Genomic DNA, 23,055 nt, shown 5'->3' on the forward strand with positions numbered 1-23,055 from the left:
AGATGAGCGCACGCCGGTTGGTGGGGGTCGCCGCTGGGTTGGCCATGGGCCTGACTGCGATGACGGGTTGCGGGGCCGGTGACGAGCCGTCCGCCGGTGACCTCGGGGGCAAGATCGAGGGCAAGGTCTCGATCCAGACCTGGGCGCTGAAGCCCAAGTTCACCGACTACGTCGAAGGGGTGATCGCCGACTTCGAGAAGGAGAACCCCGGCGTCGAGGTCACCTGGCTCGACCAGCCCGGCGACGGCTACGACCAGAAGGTGCTCACCCAGGCCTCGTCCGGTGACCTTCCCGACGTCACCAACCTGCCGCCCGACTTCGCCCTCCCGCTCGCCCAGCAGGACCAGCTCCTCGACCTGGAGGAGGCCGACGTCGACCTGGACAAGACGTACGTCGAAGGCGGTCTGCAGGGCTACCGGTACGACGGTCTCGACGGCACCTACGGCTACCCGTGGTACCTCGGCACCGACGTGAACTACTGGAACAAGGACATGCTGGCGAAGAACGGGCTCGACCCGGCGAACCTCCCGACCGACCTCGACTCGCTCATCGAGCAGGCCAGGACGCTGAAGGAGAAGTCCGGCGGCAAGGTCTACCTGATGACCCGCAAGCCCGGCCTCAACGACCTGCAGCAGGCCGACGTCCCGATCTTCAACGAGGACGGCACCGAGCTGACCTTCAACACCCCCGAGGCCATCGAGCTCGTGCAGAAGTACGCCGACGCGTACGCGGACGGCCTGCTCCCCAAGGACATCCTCACCGACACCTTCCAGGGCAACGCCGAGCTCTACAACCAGGAGAAGGCGGCCTGGACGACCGGCAGCGCCAACATCTCCGGTCTCGAAGAGGCGAACCCGGCCCTGGCCAAGGGCACCGAGATCTCGCCGGCCTTCGGTGACGGCCCGCTGTACGTCCAGGGCCTCTCGGTCAACGCCAAGTCCAAGAACCTCGCCGCCGCCAACGCGCTGGCCCAGTTCGTGACCAACCCCGACAACCAGCGTGAGTTCGCCAAGCTGGCCCCGGGCGTCTACCCGAGCACCATCGCCTCGCAGGAGGACCCCTACTTCACCGAGGACGACGGCTCGGTCGCCGCCAAGGCGAAGGTCACCGGCCTGAAGACCCTGACCACAGCCATCCCGAACAACCCGAAGGTCTCGCCGGCGATGTCGACCATCATCGACCAGCAGATCGCCCTCGCGATCAGCGGTGACGCCACGCCTCAGGAAGCCCTCGACAAGGCGGTCGAGGAGTGCAACAAGCTCCTGGCGCAGTGACCGACACCGTCAAGATGAGCAGCCGGGTGCGTGAGCACAAGTGGTTCACGCCCTGGTTGCTCGTCGCGCCCGCGACCCTGTGGCTGTGCGTGTTCAACCTCTACCCGGCGTTGAACACGGTCTACATGGCCTTCACGAACAAGAAGCCGCTCGGCGGGGGAGAGTTCGTCGGGCTGGCCAACTTCGCGCGGATGCTCGACGACGACCAGCTGCTCTACGCGCTGACCAACTCGGTGCTCTACATGCTGGTCTGCGTACCTCTGCTCACGATGCTGCCGCTCCTGCTGGCGGTGCTGGTGGAGAAGAAGCTGCCCGGCCTGACCTTCTTCCGGGTGGCGTTCTACACCCCGGTCGTCGCCTCGGCGGTGGTCGTGGCGCTGATCTGGAACTGGATGCTCGACGACCGCGGCGCGATCAACGCGATCCTGCAGGCGCTGAAGGTGGTCCAGGAGCCGCTGCCGTTCCTGACCGACCGCTGGCTGCTGCTGTTCAGCGCGATCAGCCTGACGGTCTGGAAGGGCCTGGGCTACTACATGATCATCTATCTCTCCGCGCTCGGGAACGTCGGTCGCGAGCTGCACGAGGCCGCGGCCGTCGACGGTGCCGGCCCGGTCCGCCGGTTCTGGAGCATCACGGTCCCCGGCGTACGCGGCACGATGCTGCTGATCACCATCCTGATCACGGTCTCCTCGCTGCGGGTCTTCTCCGAGCTGTACGTGATGACCGGCGGCACCGGCGGGCCAGGAGGCCGGGTCAGCTCGGTGGTGATGCTGATCCAGATGTACTCCACCGGCTTCACCGGCCACCTCGGCTACGCCTCGGCGCTGAGCCTGCTGCTCTTCGTGCTCACGCTGGTGCCGATGGTGCTCCTCGCCCGCCTCAACCGGAAGGACGGCTGATGGCCAGGAAAGAGAAGCAGAGGGCGTACGCCTTCCACCGGATGTCCGCGGGCGAGGTCGTGGTCCGCTACCTGCTGCTGGCGGTCGTGCTCGTCATCACGGTCCTGCCGTTCGTGTGGCAGCTGTCGACCTCGCTGAAGGGGATCGACGAGAACATCTACACCGCGACCCCGCGGTTCATCCCGGAGCACCCGACGTTCGCCAACTACACCAAGGTCGCCGAGGCCGTGCCGGTGGTCGACTACGCGATGAACTCGATCATCGTCGCGATCCTGGTCGTCGGCGGCAACATCGTCGGGGCCACCATGGCCGGCTACGCGCTGGCGAAGCTGCGCTTCCGCGGCTCGAGGCTGGTGATGGGCGCGCTGCTGGCCACGCTGATCCTGCCGGGGGAGGCGACGATCATCGCCCAGTACGTCACGGTCCGCTCGCTCGGGCTCACCGACACCCTGCTCGGGGTCGCGCTGCCGGGCATGATCGGGATGATCAACGTCCTGCTGATGCGGGCGGCGTTCACCGCCATCCCCGACGAGCTCGAGATGGCGGCCAAGGTCGACGGCGCCAACGCGTGGCAGCGGCTGATCCACGTCAACCTCCCCGGCGTACGCGGCATGCTCAGCGTCATCTCGATCTTCGCGTTCATCGGCGCCTGGGACGACTTCCTGTGGCCGCTGATCGTGCTGACCGACCCGGAGAACCTGACGCTGACCGTCGGCCTGCAGTATCTGTCCGGCACGTTCACCAACAACCCCCGCCTGATCGCGGCAGGCACGATGATCTCGTTCGTCCCGATCGTGATCGTCTTCGCGGTGCTGCAGCGCTACTTCTTCCGCGGGGTCGAGGAAGGGGCCATCAAGGGATGACCGACCAGCAACTGACCGGTTCCGGACTGACCGCCGCCGAGATCGCCCGCTTCGAGGAGGAGGCCGCGCGCCTGCTGGCCTTCGGGCGCGGCTCTCGTCACGAGGGCGGCGGCTTCGGGTGGCTCGACGACCACGGCCGGATCACTCCCGAGCGGCCCGTCGAGACCTGGATCACCTGCCGGATGACGCACGTCTTCGGGCTCGCGCAGCTGCGCGGCGAGGAGTGGGCCTCGGCGTACGTCTCCCACGGGGTCGGCGCCCTGACCGGGCTGCTCCACGACGCCGACAACGGCGGCTGGCACTCCGCGGTCTCCCCGGAGACCGGCGAGGTGGTGAGCACCGTCAAGGAGGGCTACGCGCATGCCTTCGTCGTGCTCGCCGCCACCACCGCGTACGCCGCCGGCCACCCCGGCGCGGAGGCGCTGCTCGCCGATGCGCTCGAGGTGATGGAGACCCGGTTCTGGCGGGAGGAGGACGGGCTGATCGTCGACGTGTGGAGCGCCGACTGGGCGTCGTTGGACGGCTATCGCGGCGTCAACGCCAACATGCACACCGTCGAGGCGTTCCTCGCGGTCGCCGAGGTGACCGGGCGCCGGGTCTGGCTCGACCGCGCGTTGCGGATCCTGGAGCGGGTCGTCCACGGGTTCGCACGCGAGCACGACTGGCGGCTCCCGGAGCACTTCTCCTCGTCGTGGTCGGTGGAGCTGGACTACAACATCGACGAGCCGGGGCACCCGTTCCGGCCGTACGGGGTCACCATCGGGCACCTCTTCGAGTGGGCGCGGCTGGCGCTGCACGCGCGGACGCTGCTCGGGTCCGAGGCTCCCTCGTGGCTGCTCGAGGACGCGCGGTCGCTGCTGGCCGCGGCGTCCGCGCGCGGGTGGGCGGTCGACGGTGCTCCTGGCTTCGTCTACACCACCGACTTCGCCGACGAGCCCGTCGTGCGCGAGCGGATGCACTGGGTCGCCGCCGAGGCGGTCGCCGCCGCCTGGACGCTCTTCCGTGACACCGGGTCGGCCGATGCGCTCGCCGACGTACGCCGCTGGTGGGCCTACTGCGAGGAGCACCTGGTCGACCGCGAGGGTGGTTCGTGGCACCACGAGCTGGATCCGGCCAACCGGCCCTCCGCGACGGTCTGGCAGGGCAAGCCCGACGTCTACCACGCCTATCAGATGGCGATCCTGCCGTTGCTTCCCGCGGGCGGCAGCTTCGCCGGCGCGGCCGGCGGGGGCGGCTCGACCAGTGGGAGGACTGCGTGAGCCTGACTCTCGGGAACGGGCCGTCGGCGCCGGTCAACGCGCGGCCGGGCGTGGGGTACTCCTCGCCGCGGGCGTGGTGCTTCGAGATCGCGCCGGGGCTCGGCGATGTCGAGGAGGAGCTGCCGCTGGAGGCGCCGATCGAGGTGGCCGGCGGGGACGAGCTGAGGTTCGTCGTGTTCCCCGAGTCGGCCTCGAGCGACGAGCGGCGGTGGGACTCGACGTACGTCTGTGTCGACGGGCTGCTCGACGACGGGCGGCGGCTCAGCGAGGTCGGGCTCGTCGACCAGTACGGGCAGGCGCTGAGCCCCGTCGGGCAGGGCGAGGGGAAGCGGGCGTGGGTCGACCAGTGGAACCTGCGCCGGGTGGCGCTGACCGGGCTGGCCGGGCGCCGGATCGAGCGGCTCCTCGTCGTGGCCCGGGCCGCCGCGGTGCCGCTGCGGGTGTGGGTCGACGACATCGGGGTCCGCGCTGCCCGTGCGTTCCCGGCGGAGCCGGTCGACCAGGTCGACACTCGCCGCGGGACGCACTCCAGCGACCGGTTCTCTCGGGGCAACAACGCTCCGCTGGTCGGGCTGCCGCACGGCGGCGTCTTCGGGCTGCCGATGACCGATGCCGCCGGGGCAGCTGGCCCTATGCGTGGCATGCGCACCACCGCGACACCGCCGGTGGGCCCAACCGGCCGGCGATCGAGGCGTTCGCGACCTCGCACCTCCCGAGCCCGTGGATGGGCGACCACGGGGTCTTCCAGGTGATGCCCAGCCCGCTCCTCGAGCCCGACGACGACCGGCGCGCGCGTGCGCTGGGCTTCGACCATGACGACGAGGAGGCCGGCCCGCACCGCTATGCGGTCACCCTCGACGGCGGCGTCACCGCCGAGCTCGTCCCCGGAGACTTCGCGCTCGGGATGCGGTTCACCGGGGCGCGCTCGCTGGTGCTCGACCATCACGGCACGATCCGGTCGCTGACCTGCGAGAACGGCAGCGAGGGCCTGATCGTCCGTGCTCTCCTCGACGACCGCGAGGGCAAGCCGCCGCAGTACATCCACCTCCGGGTCGGAGGCACCTCCCAGCTGCGCCTGGGCGGGGGCCGGCTCCGTGGCCATATCGCGCTCAGCGGGGCGGGGGCCGTCGACGTACGGCTGGGGATCTCGACCGTCAGCGACGAGCAGGCGGCGGCCAACCTCGCGGCCGCGGGGTCGTTCGACGAGATGGCTGCGCGGGCCCGCGCAGCCTGGGAGCGGGTGCTGGCGACGGTCGAGGTCGAGGGGGCGAGCGAGGACCAGCTGGTCTCGATCCGATCCGGCGTCTACCGGCTCTTCCTCTACCCGAACCGCTACGGCGAGGGGCCGACGCACGCGCACACCTCGCCCTACGACCTGACCACCGTCCGGCACGCGCCGATGACGGTCACCCATGGCTTCTGGGACACCTACCGCACCGCCTGGCCGCTGCTCGCGCTGCTCGACCCGGCCGGTGCCGGTTCGCTCGCCGAAGGTTTCGTCGAGCACTTCCGCGACCGTGGCTGGACGCCGCGCTGGAGCGCTCCGGCGGCCGAGGACTGCATGACCGGCACCACCTTCGACACGGTCCTGGCCGATCTGGCCCTGCGCGAGGTGCCCGGGATCGATCTTGCGACCGCCTACGCCTCCGCGCTGAAGAACGCCACCGTGCCGCCCGATGACGTACGCGTGGGCCGCAAGGGGCTGCGTCGTGGGATCTTCCGGGGCTATATCGACACCGACACTCACGAGGGAATGTCCTGGACCCTGGACAACGCGATCAACGACTGGGGGATCGCTCGGTTGGCCGGGACGTTGCGCGAGGGCGGGGTAGTCCAGGGAGTTTCCGTCGGTCTACCCGCCAGTAATGGTCGGGAACTCCCTGGACTACCCCGCACTCCCGAGGACCTCGCGGCCGAGGAGAAGTATTTCGCGCGGCGGGCGCTCGGATATCGCAGCGTGTTCGACCGCGAGCGGGGGTTCTTCATCGGTCGCGACCCCGCGGGGGAGTGGCGTGACGGGTTCGAGGCGGATGTCTGGGGCCACGACTACACCGAGACCAACGCCTGGGGCACCGCGTTCACCGCACCCCACGACGGGGCCGGGTTGGCCGAGCTGCACGGCGGTGAGACAGGCCTCGGCGCGAAGCTGGACGAGTTCTTCGCCCGTCCCGAGACCGGCGCGGCCGCGCTGAGCGGTCACTACGGGTTCGCGATCCACGAGATGACCGAGGCCCGGGACGTACGCCTGGGGATGCTCGGCCTCTCCAACCAGCCGGCCCACCACATCCCGTTCATGTACATGTTCGCCGGGCGGCACGACGACGCCCACCGGATCGTCCGCGAGTGCCTCTCCCGGCTCTTCGTCGGCTCCGACCTCGGCCAGGGCTACCCCGGTGACGAGGACAACGGCGAGATGTCGGCGTGGTACGTCTTCGCCACGATCGGGCTCTACCCGCTGGTGCCGGGGTCGGCCTCGTACGTCATCGTTCCTCCCTCGGTCGAGCGCACGGTGCTGCGTCCGACCGATGGCGAGGAGATCGTGATCGAGGCGGTCGGGACCGGCGCCTACGTCCGCGCGGTGACGCTCGATGGCACTCCCTGGGACGAGATCTCGATCCCGCACGCGCGCCTGGCCGGCGGGGCGCATCTGGTCATCGAGCTCGCGCCGGAGCCGAGTGGCTGGGCGAAGGACTCCCGGCCACCGTCGGCCTCGCTGATCGCGCCCGGGCTCCCGGTGACCGACACGACCGTGGTGGTCCCGGACTCGCTGACCGACGACACCGGCGAGACCGCGATCACGCTGAGGACGGGGGAGCGGGTCGAGGTCCCGCTCGTCGGCGAGCGCCGGCTCTCCCTCTACACCGTGACCTCCGCCGAGCCGGGCGACCTGGCCTGGGAGCTGGACTACCTCGACGGCGCCGGCGCGACGTCGGGCCGCGAGGAGCGGGCTGGGGAGGCGTACATCTGGGCTGGTCAGACCCGGGTTTTCCGGGTCCGGCGCGGGGATCCGGTCAGGGCGAGCGCCGTACGGTTCACCGCATCGACCGACTGCGTGCTCACGCAGCTGGAGTTCATCGAAGACGACCTCGACAACAGAGACGACAGACAGGACGAGCACTGATGCACGACGACGTACACCTCACCGAAGGCCGCGTGAGCCGGGTCCTCAAGGAGCGGCTGTGGCCGGCCGTGCACACCACCTCGGCGCCCGTGAGCGTCGCGTGGCACGAGCTGCCCGGGGAGCCGATCGCTCCCGCGGAGGGGTTGGGCCTGACGTACGAGCCCTTCGAGGTCGGCAGCGACTGGGGCCCCGCCTGGGGGACCGCCTGGTTCCGGATCACCGGGTCGGTGCCCGCCGAGTGGGCCGGGAAGCGGGTGGAGCTGGTCTGCGACCTCGGCTTCGACGTGAACATGCCAGGCTTCCAGTGCGAGGGGCTGGTCTACACGCCCGACGGCGAGCCCATCAAGAGCCTCAACCCGCGCAACCAGTGGGTGCTGGTCGCTGACGAGGCCAAGGGCGGCGAGGAGATCGAGCTCTTCCTGGAGGCCGCGGCCAACCCGGTCCTGCTCGACTACCACCCCTTCCTGCCGACGCAGGAGGGCGACATCGAGACCTCGTCGAAGAAGAAGCTCTACACGACGCGCCGGATCGAGCTCGCCGTCTTCGAGCAGGACGTCTTCGAGCTCTGCCTCGACCTGGAGACGCTCCACGAGCTGCAGGTCGAGCTGCCCGAGGGGCCGCGGAAGTCGCGGATCCTGCAGGCCATCGACGACGCGCTCGACCTGGTCGACCTGCAGCGGATCCGGGAGACGGCGGCTTCGGCGCGCGAGGCGCTCACCGGGGTTCTCGAGGCGACCGCGCACGACTCCGCCCACCAGATCGCCGCGATCGGCCACGCCCACATCGACTCCGCCTGGCTGTGGCCGGTGCGCGAGACGATCCGCAAGGTCGCCCGCACCACCTCCTCGATGACCGAGCTGCTCGGCGAGGACCCCGACTTCCGCTACGGGATGTCCTCGGCGCAGCAGTACGCCTGGCTCAAGGAGCACCGTCCCGAGGTCTACGCCAAGGTGAAGGCCGCGGTGGCCGAGGGCCGCTTCATCCCGCTCGGCGGCATGTGGGTCGAGTCCGACACCACGATGCCGTCGGGGGAGTCGCTCGTGCGGCAGTTCCTCTACGGCCAGCGGTTCTTCGAGCAGGAGTTCGGGATCCGTTGTCGCGGCGTGTGGCTGCCCGACTCGTTCGGCTATTCGCCCGCCCTGCCGCAGCTGATGAAGCGGGCCGGGTTCGAGTGGTTCTTCACCCAGAAGATCTCCTGGAACCAGGTCAACAGGTTCCCCCACCACACCTTCGAGTGGGAGGGCATCGACGGCTCCCGCATCCTGAGCCACTTCCCGCCGATGGACACCTACAACTCCCGGCTCTCCGGCGCGGAGGTCGCCAAGGCGTCGCGGCAGTTCCGCGAGAACCGGGTCGCCACCGGGTCGATCGCGCCGGTCGGCTGGGGCGACGGCGGTGGCGGCACCACCCGCGAGATGGCCGGCAAGGCCCGTCGTCTCCGCGACCTCGAAGGCTCCGCCCAGGTGTCCTGGCGCCACCCCGACGACTTCTTCGCGCAGGCTCGTGAGGAGCTGCCCGAGCCGCCGGTGTGGGTCGGTGAGCTCTACCTCGAGCTCCACCGCGCCACCCTCACCTCCCAGCACCTCACCAAGCAGGGCAACCGGCGCTGCGAGCACCTGCTCGTCGAGGCCGAGCTGTGGTCGGCGACGGCCGCGCTGCGTGGGCTCGTCGACTACCCCTACGACGAGCTGGACGCGCTGTGGCAGCAGATCCTGCTGCAGCAGTTCCACGACATCCTGCCGGGGACCTCGATCGCCTGGGTGCATCGGGAGGCTGCCGCGCAGTATGCCCGGGTCGCCGAGGCGGCCGAGGCTCTCATCGAGCGGGCGCTCGGCGCCCTCGCCGGCGAGGGAACCGTCGCGCTGCATGCCGACGGGCGCTCCGGCGCGGTCCTGGCGGCCGAGCCCGTGGCGGCCGTCTCCGTGGTCGAGCGGGACGGGACGTACGTCTTGGGGAACGGGGTCGTCGAGGTCACCGTCTCCGCCGACGGTCTGATCACCTCGGCCGTCGACCTGGTGACCGGGCGCGACGCGATCCCGGCCGGGGCCGAGGCCAACCTGCTCCAGCTCCACCAGGACTTCCCGAACATGTGGGACGCCTGGGACGTGGACCGGTTCTACCGCAACCGGGTCACCGACCTGCGCGAGGTCACCTCGATCAAGATCACCGAGGACGGGCTGGTCATCGAGCGGCCGATCTCGCCGTCATCGTCGACCACGCAGACCCTTTCGCTCGCGCCCGGGTCGCGCGTGCTCGACATCGCGCAGAGCACCGAGTGGCACGAGACCGAGAAGTTCCTCAAGGTCGCCTTCCCGCTCGACGTCAGGGCCGAGCAGACGCTCGCCGAGACCCAGTTCGGCTACCACCGCCGCCCGACCCACACCAACACCTCCTGGGAGGCGGCGAAGTTCGAGACCTCGATGCACCGCTGGGTGCTGGCCTCCGAGCCGGGGTTCGGGGTGGCGCTGATCAACGACTCGACGTACGGCTTCGACGTCACCCGGCCGACCGCGCTCACCACCGAGGTCCGGCTCTCGCTGCTCCGCGCACCGCGGTTCCCCGACCCGGAGACGGATCAGGGCATGCAGACGCATCGCTACGGGCTGGTCATCGGCGCCTCGGTCGAGGCTGCCACCGAGGCGGGGGCTGCGCTCAACACGCCCGTGCGTCAGATCACGGGGGCGGGGGCCGTCGAGCCGCTGGTGACCGTCTCCGGCGAGGGCCTGGTGGTCTCGAGCGTGAAGCTCGCCGCCGACCGCTCCGGCGACCTGGTCGTGCGTGTCTACGAGTCCACCGGCGCGCGTACGCAGGGGGAGCTGCGCGTCGCCGAGAGCTTCGAGCGGGTCGAGGAGATCTCGCTCGTCGAGGACCCGATCGCCGAGGTGAGCGCCGACGGCGGTGTCGTCGCGCTCAGTCTCGGGGCCTTCGAGGTCCGCACCCTGAGGTTCCACCGCAACTAAAGGAGAGATCGACCATGTCAGTTCCCCACATCTCACGCAGACGCATGCTCCTCGGCGCGGGCGCCGCGGCCCTCGGCGCCACGGCGGCCACCGGCCTCGGCCCGGCCTCCTCGGCCGGCGCGGCCCGCAAGCTCGCGTCGCCGGTGCTGATGACCGGCTACGTCGAGGTCAACAACTACAGCATCGGCAACGTGGCCAAGTACGAGCTCGCCGGTGGCGGCAACGTCTTCGACATCGGCCTGATCTTCGCCGCCAACATCAACTACGACGGCCAGCGGGCCTACCTCTACAACAATCCGCAGGTGCAGGCGCAGCTCGACGCCGCCGACGTACACATCCGACCGGCGCAGGCCAAGGGCATCAAGATCCTGCTCTCCGTCCTCGGCAACCACCAGGGTGCCGGCTTCGCCAACTTCCCCGACCGGGCCGCGGCCGAGGCCTTCGCCGACCAGCTCGCCTCGGCGGTGACCCGGTACGGGCTCGACGGGATCGACTTCGACGACGAGTGGGCCGAGTACGGCGCCAACGGCACCGGCCAGCCCAACGACTTCTCCTTCGTCTACCTGCTCCAGGCGCTGCGCTCGCGACTGCCCGACAAGCTCATCACCTTCTACTACATCGGGCCGTCCGCCTCGCGGCTCTCCTACGGCGGGGTCAACGCCGGCGATCTCCTCGACTACGCCTGGAACCCCTACTACGGCACCTGGGGTGTGCCTGATGTGCCTGGGCTCGGGAAGTCTTCGCTGGCGCCCGCGGCGATCAACATCCAGGGCACCTCCTCCTCGACTGCTGCCAGCCTTGCCTCTCGCACCGTTTCTCAGGGGTACGGGGTGTTCAACACGTACAACCTTGGGTCTGCTGACGCCAGTGGGTATCTCTCGTCCGTCACCCGCAACCTGTACGGCAAGGAGACCGTCTACACGGGCTGAGTCTGGGTTGGGCCTTCTCGAAGGGTTGGTGTTTCGTCGCTGCCGCATTCTTGGCCGCCGACCCTTTCGGGAGGGTCCTCTCGATCGTCCCCGGAGTAAAGGACGGCCTTCGGCCGCCGGCTTCGCCGGCCACTTGCGCGGTCCTTGACGCCGGGGACGATCGAGAAAAACTTGGCTGGCTATCGGGTCGGCGGCCAGCCCTGTCGGGCTTTGGTTTGGGTTGGGCGCCGGCATTCGTCGATGCGGGCCAGTGGTGCTGGGTCGGCTGGCGTATCGGCGCCAGCTCACGCCCTTGAAGGTGACGCAAATACGCCGTCTGACCAGGGGAAATGCACCTGCTCTTGTCGGTGGAGAATGGTAAAATATCGGGCATGGAAGCGCTCCTCGACCCCGACGACACCACCAGCGGCCTGCTGGCTTCGGTGCGTACGTCTCGGGCGGTCGCGGAGCAGGCTGACCGGGATGTGTTGATCGCTGCTGCTCGGTTCGCGGCGTTGCATTCGGTTGACTCCTCGGCCGAGGCCGCCCGGCTGGATGGCGACACGTCCGGCGACCGGATGCTGCCCCTGGCCGGACCTGGGGCGCCGCTGGTGTCGGAGGCAGCGGCGGTGGAGTTCGCGGCTGCCTGGGGCCGGTCGACCCAGGCGGGGAAGAGGTTCCTCGGGGACGCGGTCGAGCTGCGCTACCGGCTCAAGCACATCTGGGCGCGGATCCTGGACGGGTCCCTGTTGGCGTGGCGGGCCCGCCGGATCGCGGACCTGACCCGCAACCTCGATGCCGAGGTCGCGGCCTGGGTGGACAAACAGTTCGGGCCGTACGCACATCAGATGGGCCCGGTCCAGCTGGAGTGTGCGATCACCCAGGCAGCCGCACTGTTCGAACCCGACGTCGCCTCCGCGATCGCCGAATCAGACGCGGTCGAGCATCGCTCGGTCACGATCAGCACCAACGAGACCCCTTTCGTCGGCGCAGGCACCGAGCAGGGGCAGGCGGTCCTGGCGCTCGGCTACCTCGACGGGGTCCTCGATGCCGCGGACGCTCTGGATCTGGAGCAGGCTGTCGCCGCGATCGCGCACGGGCTCCTCGAGGAGGACGGCTATGCCGAGGCGAGCCTGGACGTGCGGCGGGCTGGTCATCCACACCGACACGCGTGAACTGGCCGGAACCGGACTGGTGCGCCTCGCAAACACACGCGGCCTGGCCAGCATCGAACGCCTCGAGCAGTGGGCCACGACCCCCGGCACCGTCGTCAAGCCGATCATCGTGGTCGACCTTGCCGAGGAGATCGAGACCGCCGGCTACGTCCCGACAGCCCGTCAGCGCCGCCAGGCCGCGCTCATCCACCAGAAGTGCTCCTTCCCCTACTGCCAGGCCCGCGCCGAGCGCTGCGACCTCGACCACCGCCACCCCCACGCCGACGGCGGCAAGACCAGCAGCCACAACCTCACCCCGCTGTGCCGGCAACACCATCGGATGAAGACCCACCACGGCTGGCGCTACCACCGGCTCCGCGCAGGCATCTACCGATGGCGTAGCCCCCACGGTTACGAATACCTCGTCAGCCCGATCGGGACCATCGACATCAGCGGCGATCTCGACCCGCCCCTCACCCTCGCTGCCTGATCTGATCGCCACCAGAGCCACTGTGACGTGGGTCCGGGGAGTATCGTTCGCGCACGGACCGCGGCGGCCGGTGCTGAGGGAGAAGAGGCGTAGATGGGTGTCACGAGCGAGAGCGGGCGGATCGTCGCGGGAGGCCGGAAGGGCACCTACGTACGTCTGGCCGAAGGCCCGCAGGAGCGTCACATCTCGCGCACCGACCTGGCCCGCAAGCCCGAGGACCTGGGCGATCCGATCCTGACCGTCGCGCACCTGTCCGACATGCACATCTGCGACCACCAATCGCCGGCGCGGGTCGAGGTGCTGGACCGGCTCATGGACCCCGACAGCACGGCCCGCGAGCTGATCGACGAGATCGGGACGTACCGGGCCCAAGAGCTGCTGACCGCACAGGTCGGAGCGGCGATGGTCGAGGCGGTCAACGAGATCACCGAGGGTCCGGTGGGCGGCGGCCCGCTCGACCTGGCGATCGCGACCGGCGACAACACCGACAACGGGCAGTACAACGAGCTCGACTGGTACCTGACCCTGCTCGACGGTGGCCGGCTGACGCCCGACTCCGGCGACATGCTGCACTACGAGGGCGTCGCCACCCTGCCGGACAAGCGCTTCTGGCACCCGCAGGGCGAGACGTACGACATGCGTCGCGGCGACCACGGCTTCCCGCTCGTCCCCGGGCTGTTGAAGGCCGTACGCCGCGCGATCGACTCACCCGGCCTGGAGGTGCCGTGGCTGGCCGTCAACGGCAACCACGACGGGCTGCTGCAGGGCACCGTGCCGGGCAACACCGCCATCGGCGAGGTCGCGGTCGGCGACCTGAAGGCGATCGCGATGCCCGAGCACTGGACCGACGAGGCCAAGGCGAAGCTGATCGCCGGGCTGGTCTCCGGTGACCCGGCGGCGCTCGCGATGCTGGCCGAGCTGGAGCCCTACCAGGTGACCGCCGACCGTCGTCGCCGCCAGACCACCCTCCAGGAGTTCATCGACTCCCACGTGCACGACGAGGCCAAGCCGCCCGGGCACGGCTTCCGGGCCGGCGGCGAGCCCTACTACCGCTACGACGTCAACGACGAGGTCACCTTCGTCGTCCTCGACACCGTCAACCCGGCCGGCGGCTTCCAGGGATCCCTCGACGCCGAGCAGCTCGAGTGGCTCGACGCCGTGCTCGCCTCCACCGACTACGACGAGCGGCTCGCGGTGATCGCCAGCCACCACGACGTGGCCTCGCTGACCAACGACATGAGCGGCGCCGGCGGCACGCGGCGCGTGCTCGGCGACGAGGTCGAGAAGACCGTCTCACGTCATGAGAGCGCGGTCCTCTGGCTCAACGGCCACACCCACCGTACGTCGGTGAGGCCGCGCGGATCGTGGTGGGAGGTCACCGCGCCGTCGCTGATCGACTGGCCGCAGCAGGGCCGGGTCGTCGAGCTGATCTCCGACGGGGACGTGCTCACCATCGCCACCACGATGCTCGACCACGCCGGTCCCGCGCGCTGGAGCGGCTCGATCGAGAAGGTCGGCCACCTCGCCTCGCTCTCCCGCGAGCTGGCCGCCAACGACTGGCAGGGACCGCAGGTGCCCCTCGCCGAGCACCCGGCGGCAGGGACGGCGCAGGACCGCAACGTACTGCTCCATCTGCTCGATCCGAGGGCCTGACGGCCTCCAAAACGCCTCCGACACGCCGTTATCTAGCGAATGACAGGCGGTTGGGGTTGCGTGGACCAGCGTTCTCCGCTGGACTACCACCAACCGAAGTCCACGCAAGCAGCGTGGACACCAAGCACTTGGAGGAAAGACACGTGAGCTCGACCGCAGCCACAGGGCCTGCGGACCGGCTGGGCCTCAAGTCCGGCATGGTCATCCAGGAACTGGGCTGGGACAACGATACGGATGACGAGCTGCGGGTCGCCATCGAAGACTCCGTCGACGCAGACCTGGTCGACGGTGAATACGGCAATGTCGTCGACGCCGTGCTGCTGTGGTGGCGCGACGACGATGGCGACCTCGTCGACGGTCTCGTCGACGCGCTGACCGACCTGGTCGGCGGTGGGGTCATCTGGTTGCTGACGCCGAAGGTGGGCCGCCCGGGTGCGGTCGACCCGGCCGATATCGCCGAGGCGGCGCCGATCGCCGGACTGTCCCAGACCACCACCGCATCTGTGAGCAAGGACTGGGCCGCGACGCGTCTGCTGGCGCCGAAGACTCCTGCCTGATGGCCGCTGTTCTCGGGGTCGGTGGACACTCGCGGGAGTCTTCGCGTGCGCGCGGTTAGACTCCCAACGGTGTTCTCGACTACGGCTGCCAAGGCACGTACCGCCGGTTCCGCGGCGATGATCCTGGCCGGCTCCGGCATCGTCCGGCCGGTCAGCCCGCTCGGGCTCGCACGGACCGGACTGGCGCTGGCGCGCTGGGGCACCGGGCCTGCCGGAGGGTTCATCGGCCTCGCTCGCCGCTACCCACGCCGGACCGCGGTCATCGACGAGCTGGGGTCGCTGACGTACGCCGACCTCGACCGCCGCTCCAACGCGATCGCCCGGGCCCTGGCCGCCCGGGGGATCGGCGAGGGCGACGGGGTCGCGATCATGTGCCGCAACCACCGCGGGTTCATCGACGCCACCCTGGCGGTCGCGAAGCTGGGCGCCGACGCGCTCTACCTCAACACTGCGTTCGCCGGTCCGCAGCTCGTCGGCGTGCTGGATCGGGACAAGCCCGCTCTGATCATCCACGACGAGGAGTTCACCGGGATGCTGTCCTCGGCGACCTCGGCCGAGCGCCTGGTCGCGTGGGTCGACTCCGAGGATCCCGGGGAGACGCTCGAGTCGCTGGTCAGCGGTGACGCGCGGCCGGTGACGCCGCCGAAGCGGCACGGGCGGATCGTGATCCTGACCTCCGGCACGACGGGGGCACCCAAGTCGGCGCCGCGTCCGGAGGCCGGGTTCGACGCCGCGGTCGCGCTGATGTCGCGGATGCCGATGAAGGACGGCTGGCGCTGCTTCGTCGCCGCGCCGCTCTTCCACACCTGGGGGCTCGCCCACCTGCTCTTCGCCGAGCTGCTCGGCACCACGATGATCCTGCGCCGCCGGTTCGACCCGGAGGACGCGCTGAGGACCCTCGAGGAGACCCGGGCCGACTCGTTCGTGGTCATCCCGGTGATGATGCAGCGGATCCTGTCGCTGCCGGAGGAGACCCTGGCTGCGTACGACATCGAGGGGATCGCCTCCCGGCTGAAGGCCGTCGCGTCCTCGGGCTCGGCGCTGCCGGGCGACCTGGCGCTGGAGTGGATGGACCGGTTCGGCGACACCCTCTACAACGTCTACGGCTCGACCGAGGTCTCCTACGCCTCGATCGCCGACCCCGTCGATCTGCGCGAGGCGCCGACCTCGGCCGGCAAGGTGCCGTGGGGGACCCAGATGAGGATCCTGGACGCCGAGGGCGTCCCGGTGCCCGACGGCGAGGCCGGCCGGATCTTCGTCGGCAACGGCCTGCTCTTCGAGGGCTACACCAGCGGTGGCGGCAAGGAGGTCATCGAGGGTCTGATGGCGACCGGCGACGTCGGCCGGTTCGGCCCCGACGGCCGGCTCTACATCGAGGGCCGCGACGACGACATGATCGTCTCCGGCGGCGAGAACGTCTTCCCGCAGGAGGTCGAGGACTGCCTCATCCGGCACCCGCTCGTCGCCGACGCGGCCTGCGTCGGGGTCGAGGACGCCGACTTCGGCAAGCGACTGCGCGGGTTCGTGGTGCTCGTTCCTGGCGCCGAGGCTGACGTCGAGGGCGACGTCGATGCGGTGTTGAAGGACTGGGTCAAGGAGAATCTTGCTCGCTTCAAGGTGCCCCGCGAGATCATCGTGACCGACGCCCTGCCGCGCAACGCGACCGGCAAGGTGCTGCGGCGTGAGCTGGTGACCTGGGACACCGAGGCAGCGGGTTCCAACGGCGAGAGGGCGGCAGGGCAGTGACTGGACTTCAGATCGGCGGTCCGGCTCCGGACTTCACCCTCCGTGACCAGTTCGGTGCCGACGTCACGCTCTCGGACTTCCACGCCAAGAAGGCCGTGGCGATCTTCTTCTTCCCGTTCGCCTTCTCCGGCGTGTGCACCGGCGAGATGAGCGGGCTGCGCGACCGCCTCGACGAGTTCGTCACCTTCGACACCGAGGTACTGGCGATCTCGTGCGACCCGGTCTACGCGATCCGGCAGTTCGCCGACACCGACCGGCTCAACTTCCCGGTGCTCTCCGACTTCTGGCCGCACGGCGAGGTGGCGAAGGCCTACGACGTCTTCAACGACCGCACCGGCGCCCCGCTCCGGTCGTCCTACATCATCGACAAGTCCGGTGTCGTCCGGTGGGCCGTGCACAACGCCAACGCCGACGGCCGCGACCTCGACGAGCACCTCCGGCAGCTCCACGCAGCGGTCTGAGCAGGTAGTTTACGGGTCATCAAAGGTCCGTTAACAGGCTGGTTACATCGCTTTTCCTATGCCCGGGGCGGGATCTAATCTTGAGTTGTTGAGCCGCTGATGACCCGAGACGTCAGCGGCTCAACTTCCATTTCAGGGTTGGTACGTCGGCCCGGTTCGCCGGGCCCGCCCCTGATCGCGTACTCTTGGGGCGCTTCGGACGCATAGCTCAGTTGGTAGAGCGCCTCCCTTACAAGGAGGATGTCAGGGGTTCGAGTCCCTTTGCGTCCACCACGGCAGTCCTTGCCATCTGAACCGGACCAACGGCGGATCAGTACGTCCTCGGGGCGCCGTCCGGTCGCCGCTCGAGCGCCCGCGCGTCCCTGTCGTCCGGCTGGTTCGCAAGACGCGTGAGGCAGGTCGCGAAGACGGCATCGCGAACGCGCGCGGACAATTCCGGGTGGCCGTACCGATCCGGCTGGGAGAGGGTGTTCAGCGCGATCCCGGTGTTCGCCGAGAGGATCATCTGCGCGGCTTCTCGGCTCGGAATGCGTAGCGCGCCGGCGACGGCGCAACGGTCGAGCGCCTCCGTGAGCAGCACGAAGATCCTCCCCGCTGCCTCGGGCACCTTGGGCAGTGCGGGGGAGAACATGAGGCGGTAGAGCGCCGGATTGGCGGCCGCGAAGTCGAGGTAGTCGTCCCAGCAGGCATAGAGGTCTGTCACCGGGTCGGTCATGTGTTCGCGGGAGCGTTTGCGCTCGATGTAGCGGCTGAACGCCTCGTCGATGACCGCGTTGAGCAGTCCGTGCTTGTTGCCGAAGTGCCGGTACAGCACGGACTTTCCCACACCCACGGCTTCGCAGACCTCTCTGATCGAGACGTTGCCGGCCCGGGAGTCCTCCATCAGTCGCCGAGCCGCCTCGATCATGGCTGCGCGCATCTGCCCGGCCGGTACCGGCGTGGGGTGGAGGTTGGTCACGAGCATCTCTCCTTGGCACATGACGACGCGCTGGGGGCGCAGTGCAGCGGCGATCGTACGATGTCCCGCAAGGCTCGTCCGGTAGCGCATCGCGTGACCCGGGACACTCGACGTCAGCTGTCGTCCGGGACCTGGTCGGAGTCGGTCGACGCTGTTGCGTGGTGCCGGAGTACGTTCCGGTCCAGCGGCAGGGCGACATGCCCGCGGAGCGGCCAGTCGGTGCTGGGGTCGGCGAGATAGAGCCAGATGACGCCGGGGACGGGTGAGCGAACCATCCGGACGCGGCAGCGGTCCACCGAGGTGCCGGGAATGCTGACGACATCGCCGATCCCGACGCGGGTCACGCTCACGGTGTCGGTCGGCTCCGTGGACACCTCGTCCGCGTTCAGGCCGTCAGGCATGGTCCTGGGCGTTCATGAGTATGCTCCTGAGGATCGATCGGCAACGCTAGAAACGATGACATGAAGATATCTTCAAGTCGTGTAGTTTGACGATATCCCGCACGCGTCTCGTTGGAGGACTCGATGAGTGTCCCGCTGTATCAGGCCAAGGCCGAGTTCTTCCGTACGCTCGGCCATCCCGCCCGGATCCGGATCCTGGAGCTCCTCGCCGAGCGGGATCACGCGGTGCACGAGCTGCTCGAGCAGATCTCGATCGAGCCCAGCAACCTGTCCCAGCAGCTCTCGGTGCTCCGGCGTACGTCGATGGTGGTCTCCCAGCGCCGTGGCGGCGAGGTCGTCTACTCCATCAGCGTGCCGGAGGTGCGCGACCTGCTGCTCTCGGCCCGCAAGATCCTGGTCGCCAGGGCGGAGGCCCAGAGCGAGTTCGAGGACGAGCTGGTGAACGCCTCCGAGTGAGGGCGCACTATCTCCACAGTACGACGTAGTAGACGAGCAGCGGAATCACCGGGGCTCCGAGAAACCACGGCGTGGCCAGCGAGAGCTTGTTGATCAGGCGTACGCCGGCGACCGCCATCGCCCCGAGCATCACGGAGATCACGAACAGGCCCTCGCGCGCGCCGCCCTTGTCGGCGCCGGTGGCACCGAGCGCCGCCATCGCCAAGGAGTGGAGGAGTACGACCGCGCAGAGCAGTGAGGACGCGACGTACTTCTTGACCTGCTCGATGTGCACGTACGCACCCTAGTCGGCGACTCATCGAATTGAAAACTTCTTCATCTAGTCAAGTTGTCCTATCGTGCTGCATGTGTCGTCGCTGTCATCGGTGTCCCTCGCTGAGGTGAGGAGCCGCGCTGTCGCCCTGCTGCCGGGCAGGGAGGACTGGGAGGCGGTCAGGCGCGACCCGAAGGCTGACCTGGTCGCCGGCGTGACCGTCGCCGTCGTGGCCCTGCCACTGGCGCTCGCCTTCGGGGTCTCGTCCGGGATGGGGGCGTCGGCCGGGATCGTGACCGCGGTGATCGCGGGGATCGTCGCGGCGGTCTTCGGCGGTTCGAACCTGCAGGTCTCCGGGCCGACCGGTGCGATGACCGTGGTGCTGGTGCCGATCATCCACGACTTCGGCCGCGACGGGGTGCTGATGGTCGGGCTGCTGGCCGGGATCATGCTGCTGATCGCGGCCGGCCTCGGGCTGGGGAAGCTAGTGCGCTACCTGCCGATCCCGGTGATCGAGGGGTTCACCGCGGGCATCGCCGTGGTGATCGGCCTGCAGCAGGTTCCGGCGATGTTCGGGATCGACGGTGGCGAGTTCGAGCACACCTGGCAGGTCGCCCTCGACGTGGTCCGCCGCTGGCTGGAGGGGCCGCACTGGGCGCCGGTGGTGATGGCACTGGCCGTCGCTGCCTTCATCCTGGTCGCGCAACGTCTGCGACCGGCGGTGCCGTGGTCGTTGGTCGCGATCGTGCTGGCCACCGTCGCCGGGTCGTGGCTGCCCGTCGACGGGATCGGCGAGCTCCCGCCCGGCCTGCCCGTGCCGAGCGCCGGGTTCGTCTCGGTGTCCGGGCTCACCGCCCTGGTCCCCGCCGCCGCGGCCGTCGCCGCCCTGTCCGCGCTGGAGAGCCTGTTGTGCGCGACCGTGGCCGACTCGATGACCGTGGACGAGTCCCACGACCCCGACCGCGAGCTCGTCGGCCAGGGGCTCGCCAACCTCGCGGTGCCGTTCTTCGGCGGCGTACCCGCGACCGCGGCGATCGCGCGCACCGCCGTCAACGTCCGCGCCGGGGCGCGCTCCAAGCTGGCCGCGGTCACCCATGCGGTGGTCCTGCTCGTGATCGTGAGCGCGTTGGCCGGACTGGTCGCGCACATCCCGCTCGCGGCGCTCGCCGGTGTGCTGCTGGCCACCTGCGTACGCATGATCGAGGTCGCCTCGGTCGTCGCCCTGCTGCGCTCGACCCGCGGCGACGCGCTCGTCCTGGTGCTCACCTTCGTCGTGACCGTCGCCTTCGACCTCGTCGACGCGGTGATCGCTGGGCTGCTGGTCTCGATCCTGTACGCCCTGCGGCAGGTCGCCCGCAGCGCGGTCGTCGAGCGGGTCGAGCCGTTCGGGCCTGCCCGCGGACTGCATTCCGAGGAGGAGCACGAGCTGCTGAAGAAGCACATCGTGGTCTATCGCTTCGACGGCCCGCTCTTCTTCGCGGCCGCCCACCGCTTCCTGCTCGAGCTCGCCGAGGTCGCCGACGTCCGGGTGGTGGTCCTGCGGATGTCGCGGGTGACCGCGATCGACGCGACCGGTGCGAAGGTCCTCGACGAGGTCATCTCCCGCCTGGAACGACGCGGCAAGGTCGTCATGATCTCGGGCATCTCGCCGGACCACGCCGACGTCCTGGCCCGGCTCGGGGTCGCCGACCACCTGCGCCGCGACAACCGCATCCACAGCCGTACGCCCGAAGCCATCTCCCGCGCGCTGGAGCTGGTGGCCGAGCATGCCGGTTCCTAGACAGACCACAAACCTTCCCGAGGAGAACTGATGACCGCAACGTTGCCCCCGTGCCCCGAGTGCCACGAGACCTACACCTACGAGCAGGCGACCCTCCTCGTCTGCCCCATGTGCGGTCACGAGTGGACCGCACACGACCAGGACGAGGCGGCCGCGGCGAGCGTCATCGCCGACGCGTTCGGTACGCCGCTGGCCGAGGGCGACTCGGTGACCGTCATCAAGGACCTCAAGGTCAAGGGGACCTCGCTCGTCGTCAAGGTCGGCACCAAGGTCAAGAACATCCGTCTCGCCGACGGCTTCGGCGGCCACGACATCGACTGCAAGATCGACGGCATCGGTCCCATGCAGCTGAAGTCCGAGTTCGTCAAGAAGAGCTGAACGAGCCCGTGGCCTGGCTCCGCAGGAGGAAGACCGGATGCCGGTGTGCCTCCGCGGCGAACTCCTCGTCGGGTGAGTCCACGGTCACGGCGAAGTAGGGCCGGGGCATCGCCTTCTCCTCTGGTCCGTGGTCCGACGGCGGTCCACGATAACGGCCGCCGTCGGGTCAGCGCGGCGCTGCGTACGTCTTAGGGGGTGTCTGCGTGACGACCTCGCCGGCGGAGTGGGGGAGGAGCGTGCGGGCGGCGACGAAGGCGATCAGGACGATCGTGATGACCATGCTCGCGGTGCCGGTCCAGCCGGTGGCGAAGGCGATGCCGCCGAGCCAGCCGAAGAGGCTCGAGCCGGCGTAGTAGAAGAGCGTGTAGAGCGAGGTGGCCTGCGCGACGCCGCTGGTCGCCGTCGGTCCCACCCACCCCGACGCGATCGAGTGCGCGGCGAAGTAGGCCGTGGCGAAGAGGAGCAGGCCGACCAGGACCGAGGCCAGGTGGTCGGGGATCGTCAGGGCGGCGCCGCCGGCCATGGTCAGCGACGAGGCCAGGAGTACGCGTCGGCGGCCGAGACGGCCGGCGAGCGTGGCCGCCAGGCGGGCCGACACGGCACCGGAGAGGCCGGCCAGGAAGATCACCGCGGTCAGTGACGGTGGCAGGTCGAACGGCTCCAGCTCGAGACGGTAGCCGAGGTAGTTGAAGACCGCGACCTGCGCTCCCATCAGGAAGAAGGCCTGCGCGTAGAGCGCCAACTGGCCGGGGTTGGTGAGGTTGGCGACCATCCCGGACCAGACGCCGGCGGGCCGTGACCTCGGCGTCGTCGGGTCGCGGCGCTCGCGGGGGAGGGCGGTGACCGCCACGGCGGCGCCGAGCGCGCTGACGACCCCCGCGACGAGAGCCGCCGCCCGCCAGTCGCTCACGTCGGCGATCGGCGCCGCGATCAAGCGTCCGACGAGGCCGCCGACGACCGTGCCGGAGATGTACGTCGCGCCCGCGGTCATGGCGGCATGCCGGCTGACGCGCTCGTTCAGGTAGGCGAGCGCCAGGGCCGGGGTGCCGCCCAGTGCGACGCCCTGAGCGACGCGGAGGAGGACGAGCGTGGGGAACGAGGTCACGAACGGCAGCGCCAGCCCGATGGCGGCCGAGGCGAGGATCGCGATCGTCATCGCCCGCGCCCGGCCGATCCGGTCGGCGATCCACGACCAGCCGAGCGCGGCGACGGCCAGCCCGATCGTGGCCCCGGAGACGGTCAGGGCGGCCTGGGAGGCGTCGACCTCGAAGTCGCGGCTGAGCGCCGGGATCAGCGCCTGCGGATAGTAGAGCTGCACGAACGTCGTCATCCCGATCGCGACCAGAGCGATCAGCACACGTCGATGTCCCGGACCGGTCGGTGCCTGTTCGCTCACTCCGTTCACGCTAAGGATCCGAAGACGGTGCGTCCAATGCATCAATGACGCGCCAAGAATGCTGATTCGCATAGGATTCGGACGGTGG

General features: G+C 69.6%; 22 protein-coding genes and 1 tRNA gene. 18 read left to right on the forward strand and 5 right to left on the reverse strand.

All coding sequences use genetic code 11. From position 1 onward, the window contains the following. Window positions 1–2 precede the first annotated feature (2 nt). The 15 genes from UG56_RS23360 (at window position 3) to UG56_RS23430 (ending at window position 17,618) form a co-directional block, all read left to right on the forward strand. Window positions 3–1,274: an ABC transporter substrate-binding protein gene (locus UG56_RS23360; protein ID WP_045550824.1), complete on the forward strand. Its 1,272-nt coding sequence runs from the start codon at window positions 3–5 to the stop codon at window positions 1,272–1,274. Next, window positions 1,271–2,173 carry a carbohydrate ABC transporter permease gene (locus UG56_RS23365; RefSeq protein WP_256206852.1) on the forward strand — a complete coding sequence of 301 codons (903 nt, stop codon included), beginning with the start codon at window positions 1,271–1,273 and terminating at the stop codon, window positions 2,171–2,173. Before UG56_RS23360 ends, UG56_RS23365 begins: the two co-directional genes overlap by 4 nt. Next, a complete protein-coding gene (locus UG56_RS23370; RefSeq protein ID WP_045550825.1) occupies window positions 2,173–3,036 on the forward strand; it encodes a carbohydrate ABC transporter permease in 864 nt (287 codons plus the stop codon). The genes UG56_RS23365 and UG56_RS23370 overlap by 1 nt, the downstream gene beginning before the upstream one ends. Next, window positions 3,033–4,295: an AGE family epimerase/isomerase gene (locus UG56_RS23375; RefSeq protein WP_256206853.1), complete on the forward strand. Its 1,263-nt coding sequence runs from the start codon at window positions 3,033–3,035 to the stop codon at window positions 4,293–4,295. Before UG56_RS23370 ends, UG56_RS23375 begins: the two co-directional genes overlap by 4 nt. Next, window positions 4,292–5,047 (forward strand): hypothetical protein, encoded by a 756-nt coding sequence (locus UG56_RS28970; protein WP_071327280.1) that lies wholly within the window; start codon window positions 4,292–4,294, stop codon window positions 5,045–5,047. The genes UG56_RS23375 and UG56_RS28970 overlap by 4 nt, the downstream gene beginning before the upstream one ends. Beyond that, entirely contained in the window at window positions 5,020–7,416 is a 2,397-nt protein-coding gene (locus tag UG56_RS23385) for a glycoside hydrolase domain-containing protein (protein WP_071327281.1), read from the forward strand. The genes UG56_RS28970 and UG56_RS23385 overlap by 28 nt, the downstream gene beginning before the upstream one ends. Then, on the forward strand, window positions 7,416–10,376 hold the full coding sequence (locus UG56_RS23390) for an alpha-mannosidase (RefSeq protein ID WP_045550827.1): 2,961 nt from the start codon (window positions 7,416–7,418) through the stop codon (window positions 10,374–10,376). The genes UG56_RS23385 and UG56_RS23390 overlap by 1 nt, the downstream gene beginning before the upstream one ends. A gap of 149 nt (window positions 10,377–10,525) precedes the next feature. Then, window positions 10,526–11,305 carry an endo-beta-N-acetylglucosaminidase H gene (locus UG56_RS23395; protein WP_442756967.1) on the forward strand — a complete coding sequence of 260 codons (780 nt, stop codon included), beginning with the start codon at window positions 10,526–10,528 and terminating at the stop codon, window positions 11,303–11,305. 371 nt (window positions 11,306–11,676) lie between these two features. After that, entirely contained in the window at window positions 11,677–12,459 is a 783-nt protein-coding gene (locus UG56_RS23400; RefSeq protein WP_143055160.1) for a hypothetical protein, read from the forward strand. Between the two features lie 19 nt (window positions 12,460–12,478). Further along, window positions 12,479–12,928 (forward strand): HNH endonuclease signature motif containing protein, encoded by a 450-nt coding sequence (locus UG56_RS23405; protein ID WP_143055161.1) that lies wholly within the window; start codon window positions 12,479–12,481, stop codon window positions 12,926–12,928. A 93-nt stretch (window positions 12,929–13,021) separates the two neighbouring features. Then, window positions 13,022–14,581, forward strand: coding sequence for a TIGR03767 family metallophosphoesterase (locus UG56_RS23410; RefSeq protein ID WP_052694043.1), 1,560 nt, complete (start codon window positions 13,022–13,024; stop codon window positions 14,579–14,581). A gap of 143 nt (window positions 14,582–14,724) precedes the next feature. Then, on the forward strand, window positions 14,725–15,138 hold the full coding sequence (locus tag UG56_RS23415; protein ID WP_084101514.1) for a DUF3052 domain-containing protein: 414 nt from the start codon (window positions 14,725–14,727) through the stop codon (window positions 15,136–15,138). A 69-nt stretch (window positions 15,139–15,207) separates the two neighbouring features. Further along, on the forward strand, window positions 15,208–16,884 hold the full coding sequence (locus tag UG56_RS23420; protein WP_084101516.1) for an AMP-binding protein: 1,677 nt from the start codon (window positions 15,208–15,210) through the stop codon (window positions 16,882–16,884). Then, on the forward strand, window positions 16,881–17,345 hold the full coding sequence (locus UG56_RS23425; protein ID WP_045550978.1) for a peroxiredoxin: 465 nt from the start codon (window positions 16,881–16,883) through the stop codon (window positions 17,343–17,345). Before UG56_RS23420 ends, UG56_RS23425 begins: the two co-directional genes overlap by 4 nt. A 197-nt stretch (window positions 17,346–17,542) precedes the next feature. Beyond that, window positions 17,543–17,618: transfer RNA gene (locus UG56_RS23430), tRNA-Val, on the forward strand. A 37-nt stretch (window positions 17,619–17,655) separates the two neighbouring features. On the opposite strand, the gene UG56_RS23435 is transcribed toward UG56_RS23430, so the two are convergent. Beyond that, the gene (locus tag UG56_RS23435; RefSeq protein ID WP_052694042.1) at window positions 17,656–18,309 is read right to left on the reverse strand and encodes a TetR/AcrR family transcriptional regulator; all 654 of its coding nucleotides are present in this window, start codon (window positions 18,307–18,309) and stop codon (window positions 17,656–17,658) included. A gap of 107 nt (window positions 18,310–18,416) precedes the next feature. Further along, window positions 18,417–18,704 carry a hypothetical protein gene (locus UG56_RS23440; protein WP_045550977.1) on the reverse strand — a complete coding sequence of 96 codons (288 nt, stop codon included), beginning with the start codon at window positions 18,702–18,704 and terminating at the stop codon, window positions 18,417–18,419. Between the two features lie 123 nt (window positions 18,705–18,827). On the opposite strand from UG56_RS23440, the gene UG56_RS23445 reads away from it, so the two are divergent. Next, window positions 18,828–19,160 (forward strand): ArsR/SmtB family transcription factor, encoded by a 333-nt coding sequence (locus tag UG56_RS23445; protein ID WP_045550983.1) that lies wholly within the window; start codon window positions 18,828–18,830, stop codon window positions 19,158–19,160. A gap of 7 nt (window positions 19,161–19,167) precedes the next feature. Here UG56_RS23445 and UG56_RS23450 read toward each other — a convergent pair whose 3' ends face one another. After that, window positions 19,168–19,434, reverse strand: a complete 267-nt coding sequence (locus UG56_RS23450) for a hypothetical protein (protein ID WP_045550976.1) — start codon at window positions 19,432–19,434, stop codon at window positions 19,168–19,170. Window positions 19,435–19,540: 106 nt separating this feature from the next. Between UG56_RS23450 and UG56_RS23455 the strand changes: the two genes are divergently transcribed. Beyond that, window positions 19,541–21,193: a SulP family inorganic anion transporter gene (locus tag UG56_RS23455; protein WP_256206854.1), complete on the forward strand. Its 1,653-nt coding sequence runs from the start codon at window positions 19,541–19,543 to the stop codon at window positions 21,191–21,193. Between the two features lie 30 nt (window positions 21,194–21,223). After that, window positions 21,224–21,571, forward strand: a complete 348-nt coding sequence (locus tag UG56_RS23460) for a zinc ribbon domain-containing protein YjdM (protein ID WP_045550975.1) — start codon at window positions 21,224–21,226, stop codon at window positions 21,569–21,571. Here UG56_RS23460 and UG56_RS28975 read toward each other — a convergent pair. Together UG56_RS28975 and UG56_RS23465 are read right to left on the reverse strand one after the other, a co-directional pair. After that, window positions 21,558–21,680 (reverse strand): hypothetical protein, encoded by a 123-nt coding sequence (locus tag UG56_RS28975; protein WP_256206855.1) that lies wholly within the window; start codon window positions 21,678–21,680, stop codon window positions 21,558–21,560. The two genes, UG56_RS23460 and UG56_RS28975, sit on opposite strands and share 14 nt — an antisense overlap. Before the next feature lie 57 nt (window positions 21,681–21,737). After that, window positions 21,738–22,967 carry an MFS transporter gene (locus tag UG56_RS23465; RefSeq protein WP_071327284.1) on the reverse strand — a complete coding sequence of 410 codons (1,230 nt, stop codon included), beginning with the start codon at window positions 22,965–22,967 and terminating at the stop codon, window positions 21,738–21,740. Between the last annotated feature and the right edge of the window lie 88 nt (window positions 22,968–23,055).

This window comes from Nocardioides luteus, from assembly GCF_000960475.2.
GTDB classification, from domain to species: domain Bacteria; phylum Actinomycetota; class Actinomycetes; order Propionibacteriales; family Nocardioidaceae; genus Nocardioides; species Nocardioides luteus_A.